The following is a 22,369-nucleotide window of genomic DNA, read 5'->3' on the forward strand; positions in this document are numbered from 1 at the left end:
TAAGCAGGATCAGGGCCACAGCGGCCATTCGGTGGTGGAGCCGCCGGCCTGCTCCCACTGCAGGCCCAGGGCGAGCAGCAGCGCATCGCCACCGGCCGGCGCCACCAGTTGCACGCCCACCGGCAGGTGCCCGGCGCGCCCGGCGGGCAGGGCCAGCGCCGGCAGGCCGGTGGCGTTGACGAAGGCGGTGAAGACGGCGTGGCCGCGCCCGTCCACCGGCTGGGCGTCGATCACGGGCGGGTGGCTCTCGTTGGCGGGCCAGGGCAGGGCGGCCGAGCAGGGGGTGAGCACGAGGTCGTGCGCGCTGAAGACCTTTGCCAGCGCCCGTGCGAGGCGGCGCACCACGGCCTGCGCTTCAAACAGATCGGTGGCGCGCCATGCCTGGCCGCTGGCCCACAGGGCGGCCAGCGCGGGCGAGAGTTCGTTGCCCGCGCGCGGCGCGTCGCGCAGCACGTGGGCCAGGCCCGTGGTGCTGATGACGGGCCAGGCCTGCTGGTTGAAGGCCTGGACGTCGGTCGGCGCGTCGGTCACGTCCACCGTGTGGCCGAGTGCGCGCAGCTGTTGCGCGGCGGCGTCGCAGCGCGCCAGCACATTCGCGTCCACCGGCGAGCCGGCGATGTGGCGCCAGTACGCAATGCGCCGGGGCCGTGGCGCTTCCTCGGCTGCGCGCCACGCGCCGGGCGCGGTGCCGCCGATCACGGCCATGGCCAGCGGCAGGTCGCGTGCATGGCGCACCATGGGGCCAATGACTTCCATGCCGGGCAGCACCTCGGGCAGGCCGTGCTCGCGGGGCACCACGTTCCAGCCGGGCTTGAAGCCGTACAGCCCGGTGTGCCCCGCCGGGCGGCGGATCGAGCCGCCACCGTCGGTGCCCAGCGCCAGCACGCCCACGCCCGCCGCCAGCGCGGCCACGGCGCCACCGCTGGAGCCGCCGGGCGTGAGTGCCGGGTCCCAGGGGTTGCGGGTGACGCCGGTGAGCGGGCTGTCGGTGTAGCCCTGCAGGGTGAATTCGGGCACCGCCGTCTTGCCCAGGAACACGGCGCCCGCCGCGCGCAGCCGCGCCACGGGCGATTCGTCCACGGCGGGCCGGTGGTCTTGCCAGAGCCGGCTGCCCCAGCGGCAGGGCAGGCCGGCCAGCGGAATGTTGTCTTTCACGGTGACGGGCACGCCGTCCAGCGCGGAGAGCGGCTGGCCCTGGCGCAAGCGTTCGGTGCTGGCGCTGGCCGCGTGGCGCGCGCCCTCGGCATCGACCCACGCCATGGCGTTGATGGCTGGCTGCACCATGTTGAGGCGCTCCAGGTGGGCGTCGAGCACGGCCAGTGGTGTGAGTGCACCAGCGCGGTACGCCGCGCCCAGGTCGCAGGCGTCGAGTTGCCACAACGGTGCGCGGGTGTCGGTGCTCATGCCACCTCCGCGATCACGGCCACCAGACCGCCGCCATCCGGCCCCTGGTGCTCGGCACCGCCCGACACAAAAATGCGGCCATCGCCCAGCACGCCCGACACCATTCCGCCCACGGCCGCTCGGATGTGGCGCTGGGCGTTGATGTCGGTGTCGTCCAGCATGGTGACGCGTGAACCGCGCACCTCGCCCCGGCGGTCGGGCTCGCACTTCACCAGCGCGGCGGCCACGCGGTGGCGATCGGCTTCACCCAGCTGGGGCTCGGCGCGCAGGCCCAGCCGCGCGAGCACGCGCGTGACGGCCGGCAAGTCCAGCGCGTCGGCCATGGGCTCGCAGGCCATGCGCAGTGGGCCGCGCCAGTGCGCGCTGTGGCCCAGCAGCACGATTTCATTGGCCTGCACCTCCACCCCAGTGGACACGCCGGCGCGTGCGCACCAGAGGTCCAGGCGCGCGAGCAGCCCGGCTTCCAGCGCCGGGTCATCGGCCATTTCGCCCAATGCCAGCGCCACGCCAAACGCACCGGCCGCGCGCGACAGGGCCATGGAGCGGTTCGGGTCGGCGCTGGCCACTGGCTGCCCGGCGGCCTGAGCGGCGGCTGCGCGCGCCGCGGTCACGCAAGGGCCTTTGACCTGCACGAAGCACACATCGGCCGGGTCGTCGATGCCCGCGTCCGCCATGGCGCTGCGCACGGCGTCGGCCACGGCGCGCACCTGCGCCCAGCGGCCGATGTCGGCCGCCGGCGTCGGCGGGCTGAAGGCGCGGCCGATGGCCAGGGCCGGGCCGGCAGGCGGATTTGCGCTGGCCGCGCTGCGCACGAACACGCTGTAGTGCGGCGAGAGCACGCCCTCGGTGCCGCCCGAGAGCACGCAGGGCAGTTCGCGCTGCAGCTCGGCCGGGTCGCGGCCCAGGCGCGCGCCGAGCAGGTGCATGAGGCTCTGGGTGAAGTAGCCGCGGGTGAAGTCGTTCACGCCGCCGTTGCCCTCGGTCTTGCCGATCACGGCCACCACCTCGTCGGCCCGCACGCGCCCGGCATCGAGCAAGGCGGCCAGGGCCGACAGGTCGCCGGGGTGGGCCATCGGCAGGCGGAAGACCTGGAGCTGGCGAAGGGGTGTCGAGCGGTGCATGCAGCGCAGTATCTGGAACACCAGTGCTGCGCGGAAGCTCAATGTTTCGCTCAGGGTGAGCGAGAAATGTGTGCAGTAGGGCCGCAGCCCGCCGCCGCCAACGGCCTCAGGGCGTGATTTCGGCCAGGCGGCCCACCAGCAATTCCACAAACGACAGCGTGGCGCTGGGCAGGCGGCGGCCTTCGCGCACCGCCAGCACCAGTTCGCTGCGGCCGAGCGCGGCGTCCACCAGCGGGATCGACACCAGCTCGCCGCGGCGCTTTTCCTGCAGCGTGCCGATCTCGAACTGGAAACTGATCGCCCCCGTCTGCCGCGTGAATTCCTTGAGCAGCTGCACGGTGCTGGCTTCGATCATGGGGCGCATGGCGATGCGCGAACGCGCCATCACCGCGTCGAGCAGGCGGCGGCTGCCAAACGAATGGTCGCCCAGGGCCACGGCGTACGGCTGGCATTCGGCCAGGCGCAGGCTGGTGCGCCCGGCGAGCGGGTGGTCGGGGCGCACCATCGCGCACAGCGGCTGGTGCAGCCGGCTGATGACCTGCAGGTCGTCGCTGGGGGCGGGGTCGTGCACCAGCACCAGCTCCACGTCGTCCTGGCCGAGCAGATGCACCAGCTGGTGCGTCACACCGGAGACCACCTGAAACTGCACGCCCGGGTGCTGCGCCTGGTATTGCGCCACGGCGCTGGGGATCAGGTCCGTGGCCACCGATTCAGCGCAGCCCAGGCGCACGGTGCCGCGCACCAGGCCGCGCAGCTGCTCGATCTGAGACTGCGCGGAGCGCAGGTCGGAGAGCGAGCGGCGCACCGTGTGCACCAGCACCTCGCCCGCCGCCGTCAGGCGCACGCCGCGTGGCAGCCGCTCAAACAGAGGCGTGCCGGCCTGTTCTTCGAGCTCCAGGATCATGCGGTTGAGTGCGGTGGACGCCACATGCAGCTTTTCCGCCGCCTTGCGGATGGAGCCGGCGCGGGCCACGGCGTCGAGGTAAATGTAGGCGCGGGGTGGGTGGAGCATGGTGGGCTGGGGTGGCGGGTGTTACAAAATCTGGACCCAAAGTATTGGGACCCAAAATGGCGGAATCTGGCACAATCCCCGGTTTTCCGGCGCCACCCATTGTCCATGCTGTCCGTCCCCATCCACCAGGCCAAAGGCCAGCTGTCCGAGCTGATTCGCGCGGCCGAGCAGGGCGAGCAGGTCGTGCTCACGCGGCACGGCAAGCCGGTGGTGCGGCTGGTGGCCGAAGTGGCCGACGTGGACCAGGCCGAACGCGAGCGCGTGGCCGCCCAGGCACTCACCGAGCTGCGCGCGTTTCGCGCCGCCTGGTCGGCCGAGGAGCCGCGATGAGGCCCTGGGTGATCGACGCTTCGGTGGCGCTGGCCTGGCTGATCCCTGAGCAGCAGAGCGAGCGCACCGACCACCACTACAGCCAGGCGCGCAGCCGCGCAGGCCTCTACCACGCGCCCAGCCTGTGGCACTGGCAACTGGGCGAAGCCCTGCTGCTGGCCTGCCGCAGCGGCCGCCTGCCGCGCGCCCACTACGAGCGCGGCCTCGAGCTCGTGGCCCAGGCGCAGGTCGATATCGACCCACCGCTCAGCCTGCACCGGCGCAGCCAGGTGCTGCGGCTGGCCGAGTCGCACCGCATCAGTTGTTTCGACGCCGCTTACCTCGAGCTCGTCGTGCGCTTCAACGGCACGCTGGTCTCGCGCCAGGCCGACCTGCTGCAGGCCGCCAAAGCCTGCGGCATTGCCACCGACACCTTTTGAAAACCCCGGAAACCACCATGCAGCACCAGAAGATCCTCATCCTCGATTTCGGCTCCCAGGTCACCCAGCTCATTGCACGCCGTGTGCGCGAAGCCCACGTGTACTGCGAAGTGCACCCCTGCGACGTGAGCAGCGACTGGGTGCGCGAGTTCGCTGCCGACGGCCAGCTCAAGGGCGTGATTCTTTCGGGCAGCCATGCCAGCGTGTACGAGGTGGACGACAAGGCCCCCGACGCGGTGTACGAGCTGGGCATCCCGGTGCTGGGCATTTGCTATGGCATGCAGACCATGGCGCAGCAGCTGGGTGGCAAGGTGGAAGCGGGCAAGACACGGGAATTCGGCTACGCCGAGGTGCGCGCCCGCGGCCACACCGCGCTGCTCAAGGACATCGCCGACTTCACCACGCCCGAAGGCCACGGCATGCTCAAGGTCTGGATGAGCCATGGCGACAAGGTGACCGAGCTGCCGCCCGGCTTCAAGCTCATGGCCAGCACCGAGAGCTGCCCCATCGCCGGCATGGCCGACGAAGCGCGCCATTTCTACGCCGTGCAGTTCCACCCCGAAGTCACGCACACCGTGCAGGGCCGGGCGCTGCTCGAGCGCTTCGTGCTGGAGATCTGCGGTACCCGCGCCGACTGGGTCATGCGCGACCACATCGAGGAAGCGGTGCAAAAGATCCGCGAGCAGGTGGGCGACGAAGAAGTGATCCTGGGCCTGTCGGGCGGTGTGGATTCGTCCGTGGCGGCCGCGCTGATTCACCGCGCCATTGGCGACCAGCTCACCTGCGTGTTCGTCGACCACGGGCTGCTGCGCCTGAACGAGGGCGACATGGTCATGGACATGTTCGTTGGCAAGCTGCACGCCAAGGTGATCCGCGTGGACGCGGCCGACCAGTTCCTGGGGCACCTCGCCGGTGTGAGCGAGCCGGAGGCCAAACGCAAGATCATCGGGCGCGAATTCGTCGAGGTTTTCAAGGCCGAAGCCGCCAAACTCATTTCAAGTGGTGCTTCAACAAAAGGCGCCAAGTGGTTGGCACAAGGCACTATTTACCCGGATGTGATCGAGTCCGGCGGCGCCAAGAGCAAGAAGGCCGTGACGATCAAGAGCCACCACAACGTGGGCGGCCTGCCCGAGCAGCTCGGCCTGAAATTGCTGGAGCCGCTGCGCGATCTGTTCAAGGACGAGGTGCGTGAGCTCGGCGTGGCGCTCGGCCTGCCGCACGACATGGTCTACCGCCACCCGTTCCCCGGCCCCGGCCTGGGCGTGCGCATTCTGGGCGAAGTGAAGAAGGAATACGCCGACCTGTTGCGCCGCGCCGACGCGATCTTCATCGAGGAGCTGCGCAACTTCCGCGACGAAGCCACCGGCAAGACCTGGTACGACCTGACCAGCCAGGCCTTCACCGTGTTCCTGCCGGTCAAGAGCGTGGGCGTGATGGGCGACGGCCGCACCTACGACTACGTGGTCGCCCTGCGTGCCGTGCAGACCAGCGACTTCATGACCGCCGACTGGGCCGAGCTGCCGTACGCGCTGCTCAAGAAAGTGTCGGGCCGCATCATCAACGAGGTGCGCGGCATCAACCGCGTGACCTACGACGTGAGCTCCAAGCCGCCGGCGACGATCGAGTGGGAATGACCCAAGATCGGTTGGCACCGTTCAAAGACGGTCGGCAAACCGACGGTTTCCCTGGGTGACGGAACTCCCTGCCTTCAGCCTGGGACGGCTGACGGGCAGCAGGGCAGTGGTGCTTGTGGATGCTTCCAGCGCAGCCAGCTCCCAGCGGCTTTGAAGGCCCACGAGATGGCATTGGTGGGTGAATGCCCGCGGCGCGGCGCGGGGCATTCATTGCGGCGCAGGCGACCCGCTTACTTCTTCATTTCGTCCTTTTTCATTTCGTCCTTCTTCATCATGGCGTCGCCCTTGGCCATGGAGTCCTTCTTCATCATGCCGTCCTTTTTCATCATGTCGTCTTTCTTCATGGCGTCTTTGGACATCGAGTCTTTGGCCATGCCGTCTTTCTTCATTTCGTCGGCAGCGTGAGCGGCTGCGACCGAGCCCAGAGCGATGAAGGTGGCCAGCAGGGTGGTAGAGAGCTTGTTCATTTCGGTTCCTTGATGAGAGTCGTCTTTGAATAAATGGCGCGGTTCGAAATGAATCCGGCCTCACGTTCCAGAAGCGCTGAGAGCCTGATGGCCACTCAACTGCCGCCGAACCAGTTGTAGCCCTGGTCTTCCCAATAGCCGCCAGGGTTGGTGTTGGTGACGAAGATCGCCTTGATGTGTTTCGGGTTCTTGTAGCCCAGCTTGGTGGGCATGCGCAGCTTCATGGGGAAGCCGTATTTCGGTGGCAGAGGCTGGCCGTCGTAGGTCAACGTGAGCAGCGTCTGCGGGTGCAGCGCGGTCGGCATGTCGATGCTGGTGTAGTAGTCGTCCGAGCACTTGAAGCCGATGTAGCGGGCGCTGGTATCGGCACCCACGCGCTTGAGGAAGTCGGAGAAGCGCACGCCGCCCCACTTGCCAATGGCGCTCCAGCCTTCCACGCAGATGTGGCGCGTGACCTGGTCCTGCTGTTCCATGGCGCGCAGTTCGGGCAGGGTCCATTGGCGCTTGTCGGCCACCATGCCCGTCACCTCCAGCCGGTAGCTGCCTTCGTCGACCTCGCGCACTTCACTCTCGCCGTAGAAGGCGTTGAAGGGGAAGGGCCGCGTGATCATCGATTCCGGGTAGGTGGGTGCCAGTTGCGTGGGGTCGAAGATGAAGCCTTGCACCTTGTCGTTGAAACGCGAAATGGCGTTGAGCGCGGTTTCGACGTCTTCGTTGCTGCTGATGCTGCAACCCGTGAGCAAGGAGAGGCCGCCCATGGTCAGCGAACGCGTGAGAAAGGCGCGCCTGGCTGGCTGCTCGATCTTGCGGCCGATCAGGCGGCGGGCTTCGGCCAGCGCCGCTTCGGCGTCCACGTTGTGCAAGGGAGGGCGTTGGAAAATTTTCATGGCTTCAACCCGGCCTTTCCGCTCAACATGGTGAGCAGCGTTCGTGGCACCAGGGCGACCATCACCAGGTGCACCGCCACAAAGGCCACCACAGCGGCCATCGCGACGAAATGGATGCGGCGTGCGAATTCGTAGCCGCCCAGCAACTCGCGCAACACCGGGAACTGCACCGACTTCCAGAGCACCAGGCCAGAGAGCACCAGCAACACGATGTCCAGCATCACGAACAGGTAGGCCAGGCGCTGAACGTTGTTGTAGTGGCGTGGGTCGGCGTGCGAGAGCTTGCCGCGCAGCGCGGCCATCGCGTCGTGCCAGATACCCGACGGCGACAGCGGGAAAAACTTGTGAAAAAGGCGACCGCTGGCGATGTTGAGCGTCAGGTAGAGCAAGCCGTTGGCCACCAGCAGCCACATGGCCGCAAAGTGCCACTGGATAGCGCCACCCAACCACCCACCGAGGGTGATGCCGTTCGGGATGTCAAACGCAAAGAAGGGTGCCGCGTTGTAGATGCGCCAGCCACTGGTCACGAGCATCAACACCGCCAGGGCGTTGATCCAGTGCGTGACGCGCATCCAAGCCGGATGGATCGGCTGGCGTCCCCGTGGCTTGTGCGCCGGGGTGGAAGCGGTGATGGACGGGTTTTGCATGGGGCGGATTGTTGAGCGCACGCCCTCCCGGAATCCTCACCAAATGTTCAATTAATCGTGACAACTCCGGCGGGCATATGGCGACACAATCCTCCGACCTATGGAAACCTCCAAACGCGTGCTGATCGTCGAAGACGATGCCCACATTGCAGAGCTGCTGCGCATGCATCTGCATGACGAGGGCTATGCGGTCACGCACGCCGCTGATGGCGACACCGGCGCGCGCGAGCTCGAGCGGGGCAGTTGGGATGCCCTGATTCTCGACCTGATGTTGCCCGGCATCGACGGACTGGAGATCTGCCGCCGCGCCCGTGCCATGACGCGCTACACGCCGATCATCATCACCAGCGCGCGCTCCAGCGAGGTGCACCGCATTCTGGGGCTGGAGCTCGGTGCCGACGATTACCTGGCCAAACCTTTCTCGGTGCTTGAACTGGTGGCGCGTGTGCGTGCGTTGCTGCGGCGCACCGAGGCGATGGCGCGAAACGCCCGCATGGAGTCGGGCCGACTCGAACTGGGCAGCCTGGCCATCGATCCGGTGGCGAGGGAGGTGGAGCTGGATGGAAAACAGGTCGAGCTGACGCCGCGCGAATTTGACCTGCTGTACTTCTTTGCGCGCCACCCCGGTCGCGTGTTTTCCCGGCTCGATCTGCTCAATCAGGTCTGGGGTTACCAGCACGACGGCTACGAGCACACCGTCAACACCCACATCAACCGCCTGCGCACGAAACTCGAAACCGATCCCGCGGCGCCGCGCCGCATCCTGACCGTGTGGGGTCGCGGCTACAAGCTGGCCGGCGCGGGCACCGAGGAGGCGAGCCCATGAAATGGCCCTGGCGCTGGACCCTCGCGCGTCGGCTGTCCGTCGTGTTCGTGGCGCTGCTGCTGGCTTGCAGTGGCGTGACGATCTGGCTGCAGATGGCCGCCAGCGGGCGCTACGAGCAAGAAGTGACGCAACGCTTGTCCCTGGGCCTGGCCGCGCACATTGCCGGCAACGCCGAGCTGATGCACAGCGGCGGCTTGAACGACGCGGCGGTCAAGTCGTTGTTCGATCAACTGATGGCGGTGAACCCGAGCGTCGAGGTCTATCTGCTGAAACCGGACGGGCTCATTGCCGCGCAAGCCGCGCCGCCGGGTCACCTCAAGCGCGACCGTGTCGACCTCACCCCCGTGCGCCGCTTGCTGGCTGGCGGCCCGCTGCCCATCCTGGGCGACGACCCGCGCGGTGATGGCGAGCGCAAGGTGTTCAGCGCCGCACCCATGAAGGTGAACGGCCGCGATGCAGGCTACGTTTACGTGGTGCTGTCGGGCGAGGCACGCGAGGCACTGGTGGCCAACGTCACCGCCAGCAACGTGATGAGCACCTTGCTGTGGTCCATGGGCCTGGTGGTCTTGCTCGGGGCGCTGGCGGGCATCGCGGCCTTTCGCCTCATCACGCGACCGCTGCGCGAGCTGACCAGCACGGTGCAGCAGTTCGAGCGCGACGGTGTGTCGTCGCTGCAGCAAGCCACCCCCGCACTCGATCGGCTGGCCAGCACCGAGAGTGGTGAGATCGGCTTGCTGGCACAGGCCTTCCACCAGATGAACCAGCGCATTTCGGAGCAATGGCGCGAGCTGACGGCACAAGACCAGCAGCGCCGCGAACTCTTCGCCAACATCTCTCACGACCTGCGCACGCCGCTCACCTCGCTGCACGGCTACCTTGAAACGCTGCTGATGAAGTCAGACACGTTGTCGACCCTCGATCGCCACCGCTACCTGGAGATCGCGCTGGGCCAGAGCCGCAAGGTGGGCCGACTGGCGCAAGAGCTCTTCGAGCTGGCACGGCTGGAATACGGCGTGGTCAAGCCCGACAAGGAACGCTTCGCCCTGGCCGATCTGGTGCAGGACGTTTTTCAGAAGTTCGAGCTCGCGGCCGAAGCTCGCCGTCAGCGCCTGGTGCCCAACATTGCGCCTGGCTTGCCAGTGGTCAACGCCGACCTGGGCATGATCGAACGCGTGTTGACCAACCTGCTCGACAACGCGATCCGCCATACGCCGGAAGGGGGCGAAGTGGTGGTGCGCCTGGTGCCCGACGGCGCGGGCGTGCGGGTGGAGGTGAGCGACACCGGGCCCGGCATCCCCCGCGAGTTGCAGCCGGTCATCTTCAAGCGACCGGCCTTCGCGTCCAGCGGCGAGCGCGGTGGCGGACTGGGCTTGATGATCGTGCGGCGCATCTTGCAACTGCACGGCAGCGACATCCGCCTGGTCAGCGGTTCAGGCCGTGGTGCCGTGTTCTCGTTCGAGTTGGAATAGTCACCCCGCGAAGAGCCGCGCACTCGCCACGTGAACGCGCCCAGCGAAGCCCCGGCCGCTGAGGCAGCAAACCGTAGAACAATGGCGCCATGCGCGCACCCTCCATTTTTCAGCAGCAAATCGATCGCCACCTGGGCGTGCTCCGCTCGCTGCTGATCTATCGCGCCATTCCCTGGCGGGCCGCGCAGCTGCACCGCTTCTACCGCCGCTTCGTGCCTGCGGACGGGCTGGCATTTGACGTGGGCGCGCACGCGGGCAACCGCGTGGCCGCGTTCCGGCAACTGGGCGCGAGGGTGGTGGCGCTGGAGCCGCAGCCCGATTTTCTGCGCCTGCTGCAGCGCCGCTTTGGCCGCGATGCGGGGGTGACGCTGCTGCCGCAGGCGCTGGGGCGCGCGCCCGGGCAGGCCCGGCTGATGGCCAGCCCGCGCACGCCCACCGTGGCCACGCTGTCCACCGACTTCGTGCAGCGCGCCGGTGCGGCCCCGTCGTTTCAGGGCGTGCGCTGGGAGCCTGGGCCGGTGGTGGAGGTGACCACGCTGGACGCGCTGATGGCCCGGCATGGCGTGCCCGATTTCGTGAAGATCGATGTGGAAGGCTTCGAGCTGGAAGTGCTCATGGGCCTGAGCCAGCCGGTGCCTGCGCTGTCGTTCGAATTTGTGCCGGCGGTGCGCGACGTGGCCATGGGCTGCATCGACCGCCTGGAGGCGCTGGCGGGCGCCGGGCGCTACCGCTACGCGGTGTCGCTGGGCGAGCGCCAACGCTTGCAGCAGCCCGAAGGCGAGGGTGCAGCGGCCCTGCGCGAATGGCTGCAGGCCATGCCGCCCGATGCGCCTTCGGGCGATGTGCACGCCTGGCTGGTGGGCTGAAGCGGCTCGCTGAACCGGGTTCGTTCAGGAGCCGGGGTGGGGCACCGCCACCGGGGCGCCCACGTGGTCGATGCCCTGCATCTCGTGCACGCCCGGTGCGTTGAACGCGGCGAGCAGCACGCGCGTGAGCTCATGCATCGGGCCCAGTGCGTGGGTGCTCGGCGTGAGGCCGGGCGCAAAGCCGCTGCCCAGCAAGCGCTGCAGCAGCGCGGGGTCGTCGGCGACCACATGCACCGGCACTTCCCATGAAGCGCCCGGGCCGCTCACCAGGGCGGGCGGCTGGTGGTCGCCCACGATCACCATCACCAGTGGCCGCGGGGCGCGCTGGCGCAGGTAGTCGGCCAGCCAGGCGTGCTGGTAGCGAAGGCTTTGCAGGTAGGGGGCCATGAGCTGCTGCGCGGCGTTGGGCGCGGCCAGGGCTTGCGCGGCCTGCTCGGGCGTGTAGGTCTGGGGGCCGGTGTGGCGAGACGCGCCTTCCACAAACGGCGCCAGCGGGTGAAAAGGCGCGTGGGTGCTCGTGGTGGGGAAGACCACAAAACGCGGCGCGCGCGTGAACGGCCCGCTGCCCACGTCGAGCTCCTGGGTGTGCAGCAGCGCCATGGCGGCCTGGTCGGGGATGCGCCAGTAGCCGAAGTCCGGGCCCTGGTAGCCCATGCCGGCGTCGTCGGCCAGGCGGTCAAAGCCATAAAATGCGCCTTCGGGCCAGGGGCGTTTGATGCCGGGCATCCAGCCCACGGTGCGGTAGCCGTGCCGCGCGAAATGGCGCACCAGCGTGGGCCGCTCGCTCGCCAGCAGCAGGTCGTGGTCGGCCGGGTCGCGGGTGTCCACGCCGGCCAGCAGCCCGGCGTGCGACAGCCACGAGGCGCCGCCAAACGTGGGGGCCGTGACGCGCGCGCTCACCACAGACCGCCCGCCCGTGTCGATCGCCGCCTGCAGGGCCGCGCGCGCATCGGCCAGGGCGGCGGCTTGTTCAGGCTGGTCAAAGCTGCCCGCGCCGTACGACTCGGCGAACACCAGCAGCACGTCCGCCGGCCCGCGCGCGCTCACAAGGCCGGAGAGGTCACCGTCAAACGCCGGCCCGGCGTCAAGCACCGAAGCGCCAGCCGCCGGCCACCACACCCGCGCCAGCAGCTGGCCTTGGTGCGCCAGCGTGGGCGTGATCGGCAGCGAGAAAAACCAGCGGGTGTCGCGCTGCCCGGGTTCGTAGGCCACAAAGCTCAACGAGAGCGCCGCCACCAGCGCGGCCAGCCAGGGCCAGGGCCGGGGGCGCGGCTGCGCCACGCACTGCGCCAGCACCTGGATGGCGTGGCGCACCACGATCAGGATGGCCAGGGCGGCAAGCGCCACGCCGAGCGCGATGCCCAGCACCTGCCAAGCCGACAACGCCTGCGTGGCCAGCTGCACCAGCTCCAGCGCGTGGCGCCCGTCCCAGTACACGTTGACCGGGCGCCCGAGCACGGCCGGCGCCGTGACGTTGGCATAGCGCACGACCACCAGCGCCACAAAACCCAGCGCCCACACGGTGGCGGCGCCACCCGTGAGCCGCCCGCGCCAGGCCACCCAGCCCATCAATGCGACGACACCCAGGCACAGCTCGAACGACAGGCGCGGCATGGCGTGCACGCCAAAGCCGGGCCAGCGGTTTTCAAACGTCCACAGCGCATTGAGCAGCGCAAAGGCCAGACCGAAGCGCAGCAGCCACACGGCGGCCTGGGCTGCCGGCGGACTGGGCGTTTTGTGCGTGGAAGAAAGGGAATTCAAGCGAGCCGATCCAGCAGGGTTCGGCTCACTGGCGCACCGCTTCGAACTCGATGATCAGCGGCACCTCGTCGCCCACCCAACCATTGGCCACCGCGTAGTTCATGCCGTAGGCGCTGCGCTTGAAGCTGCCGCGCGCGGACACGCCCATCACATACGGCTTGCGCAGCGGGCCGCCCAGGGGCGACTCCGCGCTCTTGTTCCAGGTGGCCTGCAGCGTGAGCGGCTGCGACTTGCCCAGCAGCTCCAGCTGCCCGGTGATCTCGAACTGGCGGTCGCTGGTGCGCTTGGCGCTGCTGGCGGTGAACACCATGCGCGGAAACTGGCTGCTGTTGAGGAAGTCCGGGCCTTTGAGGTGGTCGTCGCGCTTGCGCTGGTTGCTGAAGACGCTGTTGGTCTCCACCTCGATGCGCACGTTGCTGAGCGTGGCGGTGGCTTCGTCAAAGCTGTAGCTGCCGCGCACCGAGCGGAACAGACCGAGCACCTTGGCGTAACCAATGTGGTCCACCAGAAAGGCCACCGTGGTGTGGTCGGGATCGAGCTCGTACTTGGCAGCCTGCGCCTGGGCGGCGCCGGGCAGAAGGAGGTGGGCGCAAAGCGCCAGTGGGGCAAGGAAGGCGGTGCGCATGGTTCAGGTCTCCGGTTGAAGGTGGCGCTGTTGCGCCAGGGTTCGCACGTCGATGGCGAACGACAGGGTGAGCAAGGCCAGGCTGAGCGCGGCCAGCGCGCTGGCCAGCGCGGCGGGCACGATGGGACCCAGGCAGACGATGAGGGTGGTGATCTGCACCACGCACACGGTCTGGCGGCGCTTGCTCGGGGGCAGAGCGCCCGACAGCCAAGGCCACACAGCGGCCGCGGCCACAAAGGCATAGCGCATCAGCCCGCTGGCCAGCACCCAGGGCCCGGCCTGGCCGGCCTGCACCACCAGGGCGCAAAGCAACAGGGTGAAGAAGGCGTCGGTTTCCATGTCGAAGCGCGCGCCGAAAGCGCTGGCCAGGCCGCTGCGGCGCGCCAGCGCACCGTCCGCCGCGTCGAGCACGGCCGTGACGGTCGCCACGATCACCAGCCACCACGCCACGCCGGGCATGGCCGTGAGGGGCGCTTGCGGTAGGGCTTCGCCCACCAGCGCGGCCAGCAGGGCCGCAGAGCCCAGGCGCAGCAGCGTGATGCGGTTGGCCGGGCCGAAGCGCGCGTGCGGGTGGGCGCCCAGCCCGCGCCACACCAGCCACCCACCTACGCCAAACAGCAGCGCTGCCTTGATGGCGTAGCCCGATCCCAAGGGAATGGCCGTGCCCAACGCAATGGCCATTGTCAGCACCAGCACCCCGGCCACCGACAGGTCGCGCGCGGCGTCGCGCCGCAGCCGGGCGGCGGGCGGGAGCAGGGCGATGGCGAGGGCAGGGCGTTGTCCTGGGGTCTGCATGGTGGGCCGCTGAAGCAGGGTGATTGGCGCGGTGTCGAGGCCAGGGCGCCGGTTCTCGGCGATCATGGCACGGTCCGCCGTTGTGATCCGCCAGGCGCCCATTCGTTCTCGGTTTCGTTCCCACATTCGTTCATGCCCCTGAATTCCGCCCCGTTTTTTCCTGTGGAGGCCCAGGCTTGCTGGGTGGTTTCTCCCGGTGTGGCCGAGCTCCGCACCGAGACCTTGCCCCCCTTGCCCGAAGGTGCGGTGCGCGTGCGCACCCTGCACACCGCCGTGAGCCGGGGCACCGAAGGCCTGGTGTTTCGGGGCGAGGTGCCTGCCAGCGAGTCGCAGCGCATGCGCGCGCCCTTCCAGGCGGGCGACTTCCCCGGCCCGGTGAAGTACGGCTATGTGAACGTGGGCGTGGTGCAGGCCGGCCCGCCCGAGCTGTTGGGGCGCACGGTGTTTTGCCTGCACCCGCACCAGACCGTGTTTCAGGTGCCGGCCTCGGCCGTGGTGCCGGTGCCCGAAGAAGTGCCCGCCGCGCGAGCCGTGCTGGCGGCCAACCTGGAGACCGCCATCAATGCCATGTGGGACGCGCGCCCCAGCCCCGGCAACCGCTTTGCGGTGGTCGGTGGCGGCACGCTGGGCCTGCTGGTGGCGTGGCTCGCCGCGCGGCTGCCCGATGGCCAGGTCGAAGTGGTGGACACCAACCCGGCCCGGGCCCGCGTGGCCGCTGCCCTGGGGGCCGGTTTTGCGCTGCCCGATGCGGCGCGGGCGGGTGCTGATCTCGTTGTGCACACCAGCGCCCAGGCGGCGGGTCTGGCCACGGCCTTGCGCCTGGCCGCCTTTGAAGCCACGGTGCTGGAGCTCAGCTGGTACGGCAGCCGCCCGGTGAGCGTGCCGCTGGGCGAAGCCTTTCATTCCCAACGCCTCACGCTCAAGAGCTCGCAGGTGGGCCATGTGGCCGCGCCGCAGCGCGGGCGCTGGAGCCACCGCCAGCGGCTGGAGCTCGCGCTCTCCATGCTCAGCCACCCCGTGCTCGACCAGCTGATCACCCACACCGCGCCCTTTGCCGACCTGCCGCAGGTTCTGGCGCAACTCGCCGGCCCGCACGCCCCCGACGTGCTGTGCCAGCGCATCGACTACCCCGCCTGATCTTTTCAACGCCTCAAGGAAACCGACCCGATGTACGCCGTCAACGTTCGAGACCATTTCATGATCGCCCACAGCTTCCAGGGAGCGGTGTTCGGCCCTGCGCAGCGCATGCACGGCGCCACCTACGTGGTGGACCTCGAATTGCGCCGCCAGGCGCTGGACGCCGACGGCATCGTGGTAGACATCGGCCTGGCCACGCAGGTGCTGCGCGAAGAGCTGGCCGCGCTGAACTTCCAGAACCTCGATGACATGCCCGAGTTCAAGGGCCGCAACACCACCACCGAATTTCTCTCGCGCGTGATCTTCGACCGCATCGCGGCGCGCATCGCCGCGGGCGCGCTCGGCGTGCAGGCGCTGCCTACAGTTGGCTCGCCCGGTCTGCAGCACATGCGCGTGACGCTGCACGAATCGCATGTGGCCTGGGCTTCCTACGAAGGCGCCTTGCCCGCCACCGCCTGAACCATGCCGGCCGCCCGCGACTGCCACTTCCTGCTGCCGGGCGACTGGCACACCCCCACGGGTGGCTACACCTACGACCGTCGGCTGGCCCTGGCGCTGCGCGAGGCTGGCTGGGCGGTCACCCCGCGGGTGCTCGAAGGCGCCTGGCCGTGGCCCGACGAGGTGGACCTGGCCTCCGCCGCGCGCCACATCGCCGCCTTGCCCGACGGCGCGCGGGTGGTCGCCGATGGCCTGGCGTTCGGCACGCTGGCCGCTGTGGTGAAGCCGCACGCGCGCCGCTTGCGCTGGCTGGCGCTGGTGCACCACCCGCTGCACCTCGAAACCGGTCTGGACGTGGCCGACAGCGCACGCCTGCGCGCCAGCGAAGCACAAGCCCTCCAGCTCGCGCGGCAGGTGGTCGTGACCAGCCGGCGCACGGTGGGCGAGGTGGTGGCACTGGGTGTGCCGCCCGCGCGCCTGGCGGTGGTGGAGCCGGGGACCGATCCCGTGCCGATGCCAGCGGCCGCTGCGCGCCCCGGCATGCCGGTGCAGCTGCTGTGCGTGGCCACGCTCACGCCGCGCAAGGGCCACGCCGTGCTGCTGCAGGCGCTTGCCGGCTTGCAGCACCACCGCTGGGTGCTGCACATCGTGGGCAGCGCGGAGCGCGACCCCGGCACCAGCGCCCGCCTGCGCGCGCTGGCCGCGCCGCTGGACGAGCGCGTGGTGTGGCACGGTGAATTGCCCGGCGCGGCCTTGCACGCGCACTACGCAGCGGCTGACGTTTTCGTGTTGCCCTCGTTCTACGAGGGCTACGGCATGGTGGTGGCCGAGGCCATCGCGCACGGCCTGCCGGTGGTCACTACCGATGGCGGTGCGTTGGCCGACACGCTGCCACCCGCCGCGGGCCTGCAAGTGCCTGCTGGCGATGTGCCGGCGCTGCAGGCCGCGCTCGACCGGGTGCTGAGCGACCCCGCGCTGCGCGCACGCCTGGCCAACGGCGCGCGCGAGGCCGCCGCCGCGCTGCCCACCTGGGCGCAGCAGGCGGCGCGCTTTGCCACCGTGCTGGAGAACCTGACATGAGCGAAGACATGAGCGAAGAACGCTTCAGCGCCGACTGGCTGCAACAGCGCGAACCGTTTGACACCGCCGCGCGCAACGCCGCCGCAGAGCGTTTGCAACCCGGCACACAGCTGGCGCAACAGCGTCCAGCGCCGGGCAAGCCCTGGCGTGTGATCGACCTGGCCTGCGGCACCGGAGCCAACCTGCGCTGGCTCGCACCGCACCTGGGTGGCGCGCAGCAATGGCTGGTGGTCGACCACGACGAGCTGCTGCTGCAATGCTGGCCAGAGCGCCTGGGCCTTGCGCCCCAAGCCCTGGACGCACCGTTGCACTGGTCTGGCGCCGGCTTTGAGGCGGCCATCGTGCGCCAGCCGCTGGACCTGGCCGCGCACTTGGAGACGCTGCCCTGGCGCGCCGCCCATCTCGTCACCGCCTCGGCCTTGCTGGATCTCGTCAGTGGGCCATGGCTGCGGCGGCTGGTGGCGCAGGCCGTGGGCGCGCGCGTGGCGATGCTCTTCACCCTCAGCGTGGACGGGCGCCACGACTGGACGCCCAGCGACCGGCTGGACGCCACGGTGGGCCAGCTGTTTGGCGCGCACCAGCGGCGCGACAAGGGCTTTGGCCCCGCGCTGGGCGCGCACGCCGTGCCCGCCTTGCGGCGCGCGTTGCAAGGCAGCGGCTACCGCGTGTTCACCGCGCCGAGCCACTGGCAGATCGACGGCCGCGACGGTGAACAGGCCGCCCGGCTGCAGGCCGCGCTCGTCCAGGGCATGGCCAATGCCGCCGCCGAACAAGACCCGGCACAGGCCGCCGCGGTGGCTGCCTGGCAGCAGCGGCGGCACGCGGTGTGCGCTACCGCGCGCGTGTGCGTGGGTCATGTGGATGTGCTGGCCCTGCCGCCGGCCAGCCGCTGAACTGCGCGCTCAGTTGCCCGGCCGGTGCCCGCTGAGGTCCAGGTCCCACAGCATGTCTTCGCCCAGCGAGAGCGTGCGTGCCGGCGGGCGAGGGCAGTCGGCCATCACGTCGTGCGCGGGCGCGCGCAGGCCGCGCCGGCCCTGGCCGATCAGCACCGGCGCCACCACCAGGTGCAGGCGGTGCAGCACACCCGCCGTGAAGAAGCGCGACACCGTCATGCCGCCACCTTCGACGAACAGCATGCGCAAACCCCGCGCGGCCAGCGCCTGCACCACGCGCTCGGGGTGGTAGCCCTGCTGCGCGTCTTGTGCGTCGAGCAATCCGTCCACGGCCAGCACCTCGGCGGCGTGTGGGCCGCGCGCGCTGCCCAGCCGGGCCCGGGCCGCGGCGGCATGGTGCGTGTCGCACACCCACAGCGAATGCGCCTGCGCGTCGCGGAACACGCGCGACTGCCCATCCAGCCGCGCGGCCGGGTCCACCACCACGCGGGTCGGTTGCGGGCCGGGCACGCGGCGCGTGGTCAGCTGCGGGTTGTCGATGGCCACCGTGCCCGCACCCACCAGCACCGCGTCGCACAGGGCGCGCAGGCGGTGCAGGTGCAGCAGGCAGTGCGGCCCGTTGACGTAATACGAGTCGCCCGTGGCCGTGGCCACGAAGCCGTCCAGACTCTGGCCGAGCTGCGCCACCAGCCAGGGCGCGGCGCCCGGGGCATGCCGCGCGTCGAGCAGCGGCTTGTAGAGCTGGAACAACTCATCGCGGCGGGCACTGCCTTCGTCGGCCAGCTGCCAGCCTTGCCGGGCACACCAGCGCAGCGGTGCCGCCGCATGGCCCGATGCGCGCAGCTGCAGCATCTGTTGCCACAGCGCGGGCCAGTCGGCCGGGATGTCGTCGACCGCCGTGGGGGCCTGCCGGGCCGGGGAGGGCTGCTGCGTGGGAGAGACCATCGGGCCATCATCGCCGGCACGCAGGGCGGGCATGAAACGTGGGGTCATTTCCAGTTCGGGGTGTAGTAAGGGTCGTCGGTGGACGCGTTGCCAGGCGTCGCGTTCCAGGGCGCCGCCGGCAGGGCGGAGGCGATCACCACGCAAGCCAGCGCCATGGGCAGCAGGCTCGCTGCCGACACCACCACGCCGGACGCAGGCCGCCACCACGACCACAGGCCCGGCACGGCGCTGGCCGTGGCCACCATCAGCGCCAGCTGCGCGAGCAGCAACGAACCGCCGAGCGCGGCGGTGGCGGCCAGCGCCAGCGACATCACCGCCAACAGGCCGGCCATCACGATCCCGCGCGCGCGAGGCACCGCGACGCCCGGGGTTCGCCACGCCAGCAGCACGGCCACCGCCACACCCGCGCAGGCGATCCAGGGCACCTGCTGGGCGCGCGCGCCGGGCGGCCACACGTAACCGGGAAACCAGGCCCAGGCCAGCAGCAAGCCCAGGCCGGCGCCCAGCGCGGCCCGGTGCGGCCCACCCACGCGCAGCGCCACGGCCACGCCGAACATGCTCAGCAGCAGCGGCAGCACGAGGCTCTGAAAGGCGGGGTGGTTCAAAAGGTCCATGACATGGCCGAGGAGGGGACAGCGGGGTGAGGGGGTTCAGGGCGCCGGTGCAACGTACACCGGCCGGCATGGCGTGTCCATGGTTGGATACACCAACGCGACCGACCGCAAGGGATGCAAGCCGTTACATTGGCCCCCAGCCCAGGAGCCCGCATGTACCTGCCCCCGCATTTCAACGCCAAAGACCCCGCCATCGCACTCGAGCTGATGCGCACACACCCGTTCGCCAGCCTCATTTCCACCGACGACGAAGGTCTGCCCTTCGTGACGCACCTGCCGCTGCACCTGTTGGAAGAGGCCGGCGGTCTCCGGTTGCTCGGCCATTGCGCCAAACCCAACCCCCACGGCCGCTACCTGCGCGATCGCCCCCGTGCGGTGGTGACGTTTCTCGGCCCCCACGCCTACATGACACCGCGCGTCTACCCCGACCTCGTTCGCGTGCCGACCTGGAACTACCTGGCCGTGCACGCGACGGTGGAGGCCACGTTGCGCGAAGACTTTGACGACAAGGACCGCCTGCTCAAGCACCTGATCCACGACCACGACCCCGCTTACGCCGATCAATGGCGTGGCCTGGCGCAGGACTACCAGCACAAGATGATGCAAGGCATCACGGCGTTCGAGCTTCGCGTGACGCATCTGCAGTGCAAGGTCAAGGTCAACCAGCACCGCCCGGAGGCACATGCCGGCATGCTCGCGGCCTACGAGGCCGGCAACGCCGACGAGCGGGCGCTGGCGGGCTGGATGCGCCGACTGGGGCTGGCGGGCCACGTTGCCTGAGCGCGGCGTGGACGGAAAACACACCGATATTTACACTAACGGCGTCTGAACTTTCTGCGCCTGCAGCAGGTCCACCCCCGACGCCACACCCTATGTCTGCCCCGTCCTTCATGTCCGTGCGCTCCCTGTTGTCAACCGTGCCGCGTCCGCTGGTCCTGGCCGCCGGGCTCGTCTTGGGCCTGCCATCGGGTGCGCGCGCCGAAGCCCCGGCGCCGCTGGCGGCCCCCACGCAACAACTCGCCGCTGTCGACCCACGCTGGAGCGCGAGCCTGGAGGCCTTTGCCGCCGCCGATCTCAAACAGGCCCCCCTGCCGGGTGGCGTGGTGTTCGTCGGCAGTTCGTCCATCCGCCTGTGGAACGACCTCGAAACCAGCTTTGCAGACCAGCCCGTGGTGATCAAGCGCGGCTTTGGCGGCTCGCAGCTGCTGGACTGCGTGAAGCTGGTGAACCGCCTGGTGCTGCCCTACAAGCCGCGCATGGTCGTGGTGTACGCCGGCGAGAACGATCTGGCCGAAGGCGCCAGCCCCCGTGACGTGGCGGAGCGTTTCACGGCCTTCGTGCGCGCCGTCAAGGCCGGGTTGCCCGACAGCCGCATCGCGTTCGTGTCGATCAAGCCCAGCCCTTCGCGCGCGGGCATGATCGCCGCAGTGCGCGAGACCAACGAGCTCATCAAGGCCTACAGCACCACCGAACCCCAGCTCGATTTCATCGACGTGTTCTCGTCCATGCTCGACGTGAACGGCCAACCGCGTGGCGAATTGTTTCTGGGGGATCGCCTGCACCTCAACGCCGAAGGCTACGCGTTGTGGCAGCGCATCATTGCCCTGCACCTGAAGGGCTGAGTACATTGCCTGGAGGGTGTGCCCTGCGATCGCGTCGCAGGGCTGCGCGGCGGTCCCGCGCCAGCGACAGGCGCGCCACCACCCACAGCGCATAGAAACCCACAAACAGGATCAGCGCATCCACCGACCAGGGGCGCCCGGGCCGGCTGGCCCCGAACATCGCCAGCGCCAGCAGGGCCACCACCAGGTGGGCACAAAACACAGGCAAGGCCGCCTTGCCCAGGGTTTCCAGCGGGCGCCAGCGCGGCGCGTGCTGCTTGAGCCAGTCGCTGTAGTGCATCACGAGCACCAGCAGGGCCAGCAGGTTGATGAGCCGCAATGGGCCGAGGTGCCATTTGTCGAACATCAGGTTGACCGCCGAGCCTGCGGGCATGGGGGTTTGGCCCACCGCATGGCGCCACACCAGGGCGAACAGGGCCAGCGCGAGCGCGCCGATCACCATCCAGCGCGGAAACTGCGCCGCCACGTGGTCGGTCTGGCTGTGCGTGCACCCCAGCCAGAGGCCGATCACCCACAGGAGCTGCCAGGCGAAGATCTCAAAAGCCCCCATGTCCCGGTAGCGCAGCGGCATGTCGAACCAGCCGGTGGCCAGTTGGTACAGCGCCGGGCCCAGGCCGAACTGCGCCCCGAACCACAGCACCAGGCTGATCGCGATCACGCCACGCCAGCCGTGGGCCATGCCATGCAGCAAGGCCAGTGGGCTCACCAGCATGAAGACGATGTAGATGGGCAGGATATCGAGCAGCGCCGGGCTGTACAGCAGCATGCTGGCGCTCACCGTGGCCACCACCGGGCGCTCGAGGAAGAAGCCGAGCAGGCCGGTGATGGCGTCTTCGCGGCTCAGCAGGCCAATGCCCGCGATGGCCGTGAAGGCAAACAGCACCAGCGCGAGCTGGCAGGCATAGAGCTTCAGGGCGCGGTTGAAGAAGGCGTTTTTCATCGCCTCGGTGCCGTGCTGATCGGCCTTGGTGGAGTACACGCGCCCGGCCATGTAGGCCGACAGCAGCACGAAGCCTTCGGCCGCCGACACGTAGCCCAGCGGCTGCCCCAGCGGGTCCGAGAGTCGGGTCGGGAGGTGGGTCAGCGTCATCAGCACGAGCATCAGGCCGCGCATCGCATCCAGCTCCCACTGGCGTTCGTCTTGTCTCATGGCGGTGGCGTGTGGTCCCGGTGGAGGGCGCCACCCGGTGACGCGATCCAGGATGACGCGGCCGCCCCGCCGAAAGTTCCCCCGCGCCAGCGGGACAGGCGTCAGTGCGCCGGGTGGCGCGTGCGCGAGAAAGCGCGCAGCACACCGGTGCCGCGCGCGCGCTCGTCCAGCAGCATCGCCACAGCAAACAGCCCGGCAAAGGCCGCGAGCAGCAGCGCGACGTCGGT

At 69.5% G+C, this 22,369-nt stretch carries 24 protein-coding genes; 12 read left to right on the top strand and 12 right to left on the bottom strand.

All coding sequences use genetic code 11. The annotated features are described in order from the left end of the window. Positions 1 to 9 precede the first annotated feature (9 nt). The 3 genes from KXJ60_RS02105 to KXJ60_RS02115 all read right to left on the bottom strand — a co-directional run bounded on the left by KXJ60_RS02105 (position 10) and on the right by KXJ60_RS02115 (position 3,537). On the bottom strand, positions 10 to 1,404 hold the full coding sequence (locus tag KXJ60_RS02105) for an amidase (protein ID WP_291123753.1): 1,395 nt from the start codon (positions 1,402 to 1,404) through the stop codon (positions 10 to 12). After that, complete coding sequence (locus KXJ60_RS02110; protein ID WP_291123754.1) at positions 1,401 to 2,525, bottom strand: ring-opening amidohydrolase; 1,125 nt, start codon at positions 2,523 to 2,525, stop codon at positions 1,401 to 1,403. The genes KXJ60_RS02105 and KXJ60_RS02110 overlap by 4 nt, the downstream gene beginning before the upstream one ends. A 106-nt stretch (positions 2,526 to 2,631) precedes the next feature. Continuing rightward, the gene (locus KXJ60_RS02115) at positions 2,632 to 3,537 is read right to left on the bottom strand and encodes a LysR substrate-binding domain-containing protein (protein WP_291123755.1); all 906 of its coding nucleotides are present in this window, start codon (positions 3,535 to 3,537) and stop codon (positions 2,632 to 2,634) included. Positions 3,538 to 3,642: 105 nt separating this feature from the next. Between KXJ60_RS02115 and KXJ60_RS02120 the strand changes: the two genes are divergently transcribed. Genes KXJ60_RS02120 through guaA form a run of 3 tightly spaced genes read left to right on the top strand, consistent with a single transcriptional unit; the run spans position 3,643 to position 5,920 of the window. Continuing rightward, positions 3,643 to 3,867: a type II toxin-antitoxin system prevent-host-death family antitoxin gene (locus KXJ60_RS02120; protein ID WP_291123756.1), complete on the top strand. Its 225-nt coding sequence runs from the start codon at positions 3,643 to 3,645 to the stop codon at positions 3,865 to 3,867. Beyond that, positions 3,864 to 4,286 carry a type II toxin-antitoxin system VapC family toxin gene (locus KXJ60_RS02125; protein WP_291123757.1) on the top strand — a complete coding sequence of 141 codons (423 nt, stop codon included), beginning with the start codon at positions 3,864 to 3,866 and terminating at the stop codon, positions 4,284 to 4,286. The genes KXJ60_RS02120 and KXJ60_RS02125 overlap by 4 nt, the downstream gene beginning before the upstream one ends. Positions 4,287 to 4,303: 17 nt before the next feature. Then, positions 4,304 to 5,920, top strand: coding sequence for a glutamine-hydrolyzing GMP synthase (gene guaA, locus KXJ60_RS02130; RefSeq protein WP_291123758.1), 1,617 nt, complete (start codon positions 4,304 to 4,306; stop codon positions 5,918 to 5,920). A 230-nt stretch (positions 5,921 to 6,150) separates the two neighbouring features. Here the strand turns inward: guaA and KXJ60_RS02135 are convergent, their stop codons facing one another. From KXJ60_RS02135 to KXJ60_RS02145, 3 genes are all read right to left on the bottom strand, one after another. Then, positions 6,151 to 6,387: a pentapeptide MXKDX repeat protein gene (locus tag KXJ60_RS02135; protein ID WP_291123759.1), complete on the bottom strand. Its 237-nt coding sequence runs from the start codon at positions 6,385 to 6,387 to the stop codon at positions 6,151 to 6,153. Between the two features lie 95 nt (positions 6,388 to 6,482). After that, complete coding sequence (locus KXJ60_RS02140; protein ID WP_291123760.1) at positions 6,483 to 7,274, bottom strand: molybdopterin-dependent oxidoreductase; 792 nt, start codon at positions 7,272 to 7,274, stop codon at positions 6,483 to 6,485. Further along, on the bottom strand, positions 7,271 to 7,921 hold the full coding sequence (locus KXJ60_RS02145) for a cytochrome b/b6 domain-containing protein (protein WP_291123761.1): 651 nt from the start codon (positions 7,919 to 7,921) through the stop codon (positions 7,271 to 7,273). The genes KXJ60_RS02140 and KXJ60_RS02145 overlap by 4 nt, the downstream gene beginning before the upstream one ends. Positions 7,922 to 8,021: 100 nt before the next feature. Here KXJ60_RS02145 and KXJ60_RS02150 point away from each other — a divergent pair, with 100 nt between their 5' ends. The 3 genes from KXJ60_RS02150 (at position 8,022) to KXJ60_RS02160 (ending at position 11,082) form a co-directional block, all read left to right on the top strand. Continuing rightward, positions 8,022 to 8,747, top strand: coding sequence for a response regulator transcription factor (locus tag KXJ60_RS02150; protein ID WP_291123762.1), 726 nt, complete (start codon positions 8,022 to 8,024; stop codon positions 8,745 to 8,747). Beyond that, complete coding sequence (locus tag KXJ60_RS02155; protein ID WP_291123763.1) at positions 8,744 to 10,216, top strand: HAMP domain-containing sensor histidine kinase; 1,473 nt, start codon at positions 8,744 to 8,746, stop codon at positions 10,214 to 10,216. Before KXJ60_RS02150 ends, KXJ60_RS02155 begins: the two co-directional genes overlap by 4 nt. An 89-nt stretch (positions 10,217 to 10,305) precedes the next feature. Beyond that, positions 10,306 to 11,082: an FkbM family methyltransferase gene (locus KXJ60_RS02160; RefSeq protein WP_291123764.1), complete on the top strand. Its 777-nt coding sequence runs from the start codon at positions 10,306 to 10,308 to the stop codon at positions 11,080 to 11,082. A gap of 24 nt (positions 11,083 to 11,106) precedes the next feature. Here KXJ60_RS02160 and KXJ60_RS02165 read toward each other — a convergent pair whose 3' ends face one another. From KXJ60_RS02165 to KXJ60_RS02175, 3 genes are read right to left on the bottom strand one after another with little or no spacing between them, the layout of a single operon-like run. Next, a complete protein-coding gene (locus KXJ60_RS02165; protein WP_291123765.1) occupies positions 11,107 to 12,843 on the bottom strand; it encodes a sulfatase-like hydrolase/transferase in 1,737 nt (578 codons plus the stop codon). 25 nt (positions 12,844 to 12,868) lie between these two features. Further along, positions 12,869 to 13,468, bottom strand: coding sequence for a YceI family protein (locus tag KXJ60_RS02170; RefSeq protein WP_291123766.1), 600 nt, complete (start codon positions 13,466 to 13,468; stop codon positions 12,869 to 12,871). Positions 13,469 to 13,471: 3 nt separating this feature from the next. Further along, on the bottom strand, positions 13,472 to 14,329 hold the full coding sequence (locus KXJ60_RS02175; protein ID WP_291123767.1) for a CDP-alcohol phosphatidyltransferase family protein: 858 nt from the start codon (positions 14,327 to 14,329) through the stop codon (positions 13,472 to 13,474). A 66-nt stretch (positions 14,330 to 14,395) separates the two neighbouring features. Here KXJ60_RS02175 and KXJ60_RS02180 point away from each other — a divergent pair, with 66 nt between their 5' ends. The 4 genes from KXJ60_RS02180 to KXJ60_RS02195 are packed head-to-tail and all read left to right on the top strand — an operon-like array spanning position 14,396 to position 17,811. Beyond that, positions 14,396 to 15,400 (top strand): zinc-binding alcohol dehydrogenase, encoded by a 1,005-nt coding sequence (locus KXJ60_RS02180; protein WP_291123768.1) that lies wholly within the window; start codon positions 14,396 to 14,398, stop codon positions 15,398 to 15,400. 30 nt (positions 15,401 to 15,430) lie between these two features. Beyond that, on the top strand, positions 15,431 to 15,859 hold the full coding sequence (locus KXJ60_RS02185) for a 6-carboxytetrahydropterin synthase (protein ID WP_291123769.1): 429 nt from the start codon (positions 15,431 to 15,433) through the stop codon (positions 15,857 to 15,859). A gap of 3 nt (positions 15,860 to 15,862) precedes the next feature. Continuing rightward, positions 15,863 to 16,918: a glycosyltransferase family 4 protein gene (locus KXJ60_RS02190; RefSeq protein WP_291123770.1), complete on the top strand. Its 1,056-nt coding sequence runs from the start codon at positions 15,863 to 15,865 to the stop codon at positions 16,916 to 16,918. Next, positions 16,915 to 17,811 (top strand): class I SAM-dependent methyltransferase, encoded by an 897-nt coding sequence (locus KXJ60_RS02195; protein ID WP_291123771.1) that lies wholly within the window; start codon positions 16,915 to 16,917, stop codon positions 17,809 to 17,811. Before KXJ60_RS02190 ends, KXJ60_RS02195 begins: the two co-directional genes overlap by 4 nt. 9 nt (positions 17,812 to 17,820) lie before the next feature. On the opposite strand, the gene KXJ60_RS02200 is transcribed toward KXJ60_RS02195, so the two are convergent. Beyond that, complete coding sequence (locus KXJ60_RS02200) at positions 17,821 to 18,804, bottom strand: RibD family protein (protein ID WP_291123772.1); 984 nt, start codon at positions 18,802 to 18,804, stop codon at positions 17,821 to 17,823. Further along, positions 18,801 to 19,370 carry a hypothetical protein gene (locus tag KXJ60_RS02205; RefSeq protein WP_291123773.1) on the bottom strand — a complete coding sequence of 190 codons (570 nt, stop codon included), beginning with the start codon at positions 19,368 to 19,370 and terminating at the stop codon, positions 18,801 to 18,803. The genes KXJ60_RS02200 and KXJ60_RS02205 overlap by 4 nt, the downstream gene beginning before the upstream one ends. Before the next feature lie 153 nt (positions 19,371 to 19,523). On the opposite strand from KXJ60_RS02205, the gene KXJ60_RS02210 reads away from it, so the two are divergent. Next, positions 19,524 to 20,150: an FMN-binding negative transcriptional regulator gene (locus KXJ60_RS02210; RefSeq protein ID WP_291123774.1), complete on the top strand. Its 627-nt coding sequence runs from the start codon at positions 19,524 to 19,526 to the stop codon at positions 20,148 to 20,150. 110 nt (positions 20,151 to 20,260) lie between these two features. Then, entirely contained in the window at positions 20,261 to 20,992 is a 732-nt protein-coding gene (locus KXJ60_RS02215; protein ID WP_291123775.1) for an SGNH/GDSL hydrolase family protein, read from the top strand. Here the strand turns inward: KXJ60_RS02215 and opgC are convergent. Beyond that, complete coding sequence (gene opgC, locus KXJ60_RS02220) at positions 20,967 to 22,142, bottom strand: OpgC domain-containing protein (RefSeq protein ID WP_291123776.1); 1,176 nt, start codon at positions 22,140 to 22,142, stop codon at positions 20,967 to 20,969. The genes KXJ60_RS02215 and opgC overlap by 26 nt on opposite strands. Positions 22,143 to 22,369: the final 227 nt, after the last annotated feature.

Origin of the sequence: Hydrogenophaga sp. (assembly GCF_019264445.1) — a bacterium.
In the GTDB taxonomy this organism is placed as follows: domain Bacteria; phylum Pseudomonadota; class Gammaproteobacteria; order Burkholderiales; family Burkholderiaceae_C; genus Hydrogenophaga.

Bases quoted from the DNA above. Each gene is read 5' to 3' on its own strand.
- KXJ60_RS02105 (WP_291123753.1), bottom strand. From the start codon at position 1,404: ATGAGCACCGACACCCGCGCACCGTTGTGGCAACTCGACGCCTGCGAC.
- KXJ60_RS02110 (WP_291123754.1), bottom strand. From the start codon at position 2,525: ATGCACCGCTCGACACCCCTTCGCCAGCTCCAGGTCTTCCGCCTGCCG.
- KXJ60_RS02115 (WP_291123755.1), bottom strand. From the start codon at position 3,537: ATGCTCCACCCACCCCGCGCCTACATTTACCTCGACGCCGTGGCCCGC.
- KXJ60_RS02120 (WP_291123756.1), top strand. From the start codon at position 3,643: ATGCTGTCCGTCCCCATCCACCAGGCCAAAGGCCAGCTGTCCGAGCTG.
- KXJ60_RS02125 (WP_291123757.1), top strand. From the start codon at position 3,864: ATGAGGCCCTGGGTGATCGACGCTTCGGTGGCGCTGGCCTGGCTGATC.
- guaA (WP_291123758.1), top strand. From the start codon at position 4,304: ATGCAGCACCAGAAGATCCTCATCCTCGATTTCGGCTCCCAGGTCACC.
- KXJ60_RS02135 (WP_291123759.1), bottom strand. From the start codon at position 6,387: ATGAACAAGCTCTCTACCACCCTGCTGGCCACCTTCATCGCTCTGGGC.
- KXJ60_RS02140 (WP_291123760.1), bottom strand. From the start codon at position 7,274: ATGAAAATTTTCCAACGCCCTCCCTTGCACAACGTGGACGCCGAAGCG.
- KXJ60_RS02145 (WP_291123761.1), bottom strand. From the start codon at position 7,921: ATGCAAAACCCGTCCATCACCGCTTCCACCCCGGCGCACAAGCCACGG.
- KXJ60_RS02150 (WP_291123762.1), top strand. From the start codon at position 8,022: ATGGAAACCTCCAAACGCGTGCTGATCGTCGAAGACGATGCCCACATT.
- KXJ60_RS02155 (WP_291123763.1), top strand. From the start codon at position 8,744: ATGAAATGGCCCTGGCGCTGGACCCTCGCGCGTCGGCTGTCCGTCGTG.
- KXJ60_RS02160 (WP_291123764.1), top strand. From the start codon at position 10,306: ATGCGCGCACCCTCCATTTTTCAGCAGCAAATCGATCGCCACCTGGGC.
- KXJ60_RS02170 (WP_291123766.1), bottom strand. From the start codon at position 13,468: ATGCGCACCGCCTTCCTTGCCCCACTGGCGCTTTGCGCCCACCTCCTT.
- KXJ60_RS02175 (WP_291123767.1), bottom strand. From the start codon at position 14,329: ATGATCGCCGAGAACCGGCGCCCTGGCCTCGACACCGCGCCAATCACC.
- KXJ60_RS02180 (WP_291123768.1), top strand. From the start codon at position 14,396: ATGCCCCTGAATTCCGCCCCGTTTTTTCCTGTGGAGGCCCAGGCTTGC.
- KXJ60_RS02185 (WP_291123769.1), top strand. From the start codon at position 15,431: ATGTACGCCGTCAACGTTCGAGACCATTTCATGATCGCCCACAGCTTC.
- KXJ60_RS02190 (WP_291123770.1), top strand. From the start codon at position 15,863: ATGCCGGCCGCCCGCGACTGCCACTTCCTGCTGCCGGGCGACTGGCAC.
- KXJ60_RS02195 (WP_291123771.1), top strand. From the start codon at position 16,915: ATGAGCGAAGACATGAGCGAAGAACGCTTCAGCGCCGACTGGCTGCAA.
- KXJ60_RS02200 (WP_291123772.1), bottom strand. From the start codon at position 18,804: ATGACCCCACGTTTCATGCCCGCCCTGCGTGCCGGCGATGATGGCCCG.
- KXJ60_RS02205 (WP_291123773.1), bottom strand. From the start codon at position 19,370: ATGGACCTTTTGAACCACCCCGCCTTTCAGAGCCTCGTGCTGCCGCTG.
- KXJ60_RS02210 (WP_291123774.1), top strand. From the start codon at position 19,524: ATGTACCTGCCCCCGCATTTCAACGCCAAAGACCCCGCCATCGCACTC.
- KXJ60_RS02215 (WP_291123775.1), top strand. From the start codon at position 20,261: ATGTCCGTGCGCTCCCTGTTGTCAACCGTGCCGCGTCCGCTGGTCCTG.
- opgC (WP_291123776.1), bottom strand. From the start codon at position 22,142: ATGAGACAAGACGAACGCCAGTGGGAGCTGGATGCGATGCGCGGCCTG.